Origin of the sequence: Spirulina sp. CCY15215, assembly GCF_016888125.1 — a bacterium.
In the GTDB taxonomy this organism is placed as follows: domain Bacteria; phylum Cyanobacteriota; class Cyanobacteriia; order Cyanobacteriales; family Spirulinaceae; genus CCY15215.
In genome coordinates this window covers 1-2,424 of the sequence record NZ_JACSWA010000482.1, presented here as the reverse complement: position 1 = coordinate 2,424, position 2,424 = coordinate 1, and the positions used below count along the sequence as shown (strand labels likewise).

Annotated in this window: 2 protein-coding genes; both read right to left on the bottom strand. The window is 36.1% G+C overall.

What is annotated here, in order from left to right:
- Positions 1–382: 382 nt before the first annotated feature.
- Positions 383–1,519: an ankyrin repeat domain-containing protein gene (locus tag JUI58_RS16135; protein WP_204104828.1), complete on the bottom strand. Its 1,137-nt coding sequence runs from the start codon at positions 1,517–1,519 to the stop codon at positions 383–385.
- Positions 1,520–1,523: 4 nt separating this feature from the next.
- A partial coding sequence (locus tag JUI58_RS16130; protein WP_204104827.1) for an RHS repeat-associated core domain-containing protein occupies positions 1,524–2,424 on the bottom strand: 901 nt, incomplete at its 5' end.

Below are 2,424 nucleotides of genomic sequence, written 5' to 3'. Positions count from 1 at the left end.
ACAATTCCCCACGATCCCGAAGAAATACAGCGATGCAATCCCTTTACTGCTTCTATTCCCTATGATTGGTCATTAAAACATCACTAATCGATGAAAAGTTAACATGAAAATCTTAATTACAGGTGCTTTAGCAAAGGCATCGAAGTCGTTGTAAGCTGTTACGCATTTAAACCACCGATTCTACGGGCTGAACCCTTTGGCCTGCTTAGATCGAGGCAAACATTTGAATGATTAATAGCTTAGTAGGTGGTGCCGAAAGGGTCGCTTTCTTCGATGACCCGACCGCGTGCGTCGTAGACGTAGGATTGAATGATAGTACCTTCCCCGTCTTTCATCGCTAGCAGGTTGCCGCGAGAATCGTAAGTTTATCATTTTTCTATTTTTAGTCTTCTGTTGCTCCTGCATTGAGAAGGAGTTGAACGATTTCAGATTTATCCTTAGACCGAGCAATTTTTAAGGCAGTATTCCCTGCATTATCTTTAACATTTATATCAACCCCATTTTTGAGTAAAAATTGAATGACTTCTAAATATTTATGAGAATTTTGTGGTAACAATCGAGCGACAAATTTTCCGGGGTGTGTAGCTCGGTCAACAGCAATCATTAATGCTGTTTTTCCATTACGATCTTTAGCATTCAGATTTGCTCCAGATTCAGTTAAGAACTTCACTATTTCAAATTGACCAAAATGTGCAGCTTCTAACAAAGCAGTTAGTCCAGTTTGTTCGCTTCTCATTTCTAAATCTGCATTATTTTCTAAAAGAATTTTTACAACATCTAATTTCCCCCAATAAGAAGCAAAGCATAAGGCGGTATTTCCTTCAGAATCAATGGCATTAATATTTACTCCATATTTGATTGCTTCTCTAACTTTATCGATTTGTCCTTCGCCAGCTGCCAAGATAAAATCTTCAGTAAATTTATCGCTTTTTCTTTCTTGGTAGACTAAACCTTCCGGTAATTTTTTCACTGCTTGTTCAAATAATTTATTTGAAGTTAAGGGTGCTAAATAATCAAATATCTCTTTTCTACCTAGAATAGCCGCAATCATTATAGCGCTAAAGCCATCTTCTCGAATGGCATTAACATCAGCCCCTTTTTCAACTAAAAATTTTACAGTCTCAAGATTACTCTCGCCAGAGGCATCCATTAGAACAGTTTGATCGCTTTCTAACTTTATATTAATATCAGCTCCAGAATTAATAAAAGCAGAAACTATATCTAATCTTGAATTTTCTACAGCAATACTTAGCGGATAACTATTGACAAAATAAAAATCTACACCTGCTTTTAATAAAACTTGCACAATCTCAAAATGTCCCAATTCAACTGCGTGTTCCAGAGGAGTACATCCCCAATCACCAATCTCATGAATATCAACACCATCTTTTATAAGTTTTTGGACATTTTGAATATCTCCAGCCTCAATCGCATTATGAAGTGAAGATTGATTTGGATTAGTATTATTGTTTAAAATCAATATATTTAGAGTCATTGTTTTTTTATTCCATTGTTTCAAATTTTTAAGAGAGAGGTGCTTTCACTTTATTGTCTTCTTTAATGGATAAAATCACAATAACTACACCACGTTTAAAACCGCCTTTTCGGAGCAATTCGTTCTGTGCAGAAGTTCCGGGATACATAGTGAAAAATCCTGTAATACGTTTTCCATATAATCGAGCATGATTAACAATCGCTAACCATTGATCGTGTTGATCTCCATTCTTTCTATATTTATCAATCATTGTTTTGACTGACATTTTAAAATCTCCAATTAACCAACTATCTACGTTCATATTTGTTGGATTATTTGGTTTGATGAGATAATCTGGTCTTGGTACACCAGGAGAAAAAGGTGAACGAGCACCAAAACGTCTTATATTTAATCCTTCATCTTGTGGAATTCCATCTTTACTTATAGGTACTTCAAGATGTATATAGTTAAGAAAATTTTGATCCCCATCAAATCCTTCTCGAATATCTTTTTTCGTGCGACGCTCAAATTCCTTCCCAGCAGTTTTTCTTTTAAGCACTGGATCTGTTATCGCTGCAACTGCATCCCATATTTCTTTAGGATCAAAAGGAAGATAAGCACGAAGTGCTGAGAGGGCAATATCGTTAACAACTTCCTTAGCAGCATCTATTAAATAATCCTTAGCAGCTTGTCTGAATTGAATTTGAATAGTTTGTAGAATATCCTGACCATTCAGAGTAGAGTTTAACTCAACTAATGTAAACATCCCTGTAGGATCGCTATAAATATGAGGATTGTTATAAACAAACTGATAAGGATTAGAACTCTCAGGCTCAGTTTCAATCACATCAACCGGATCGCGACTGACAAAACGCCCCGTTTCTGGGTCATAGTACCTTGCTCGGAAATGGTAAAAGTCCGTATTCGACTCCAACCATTGACCTTGAAAG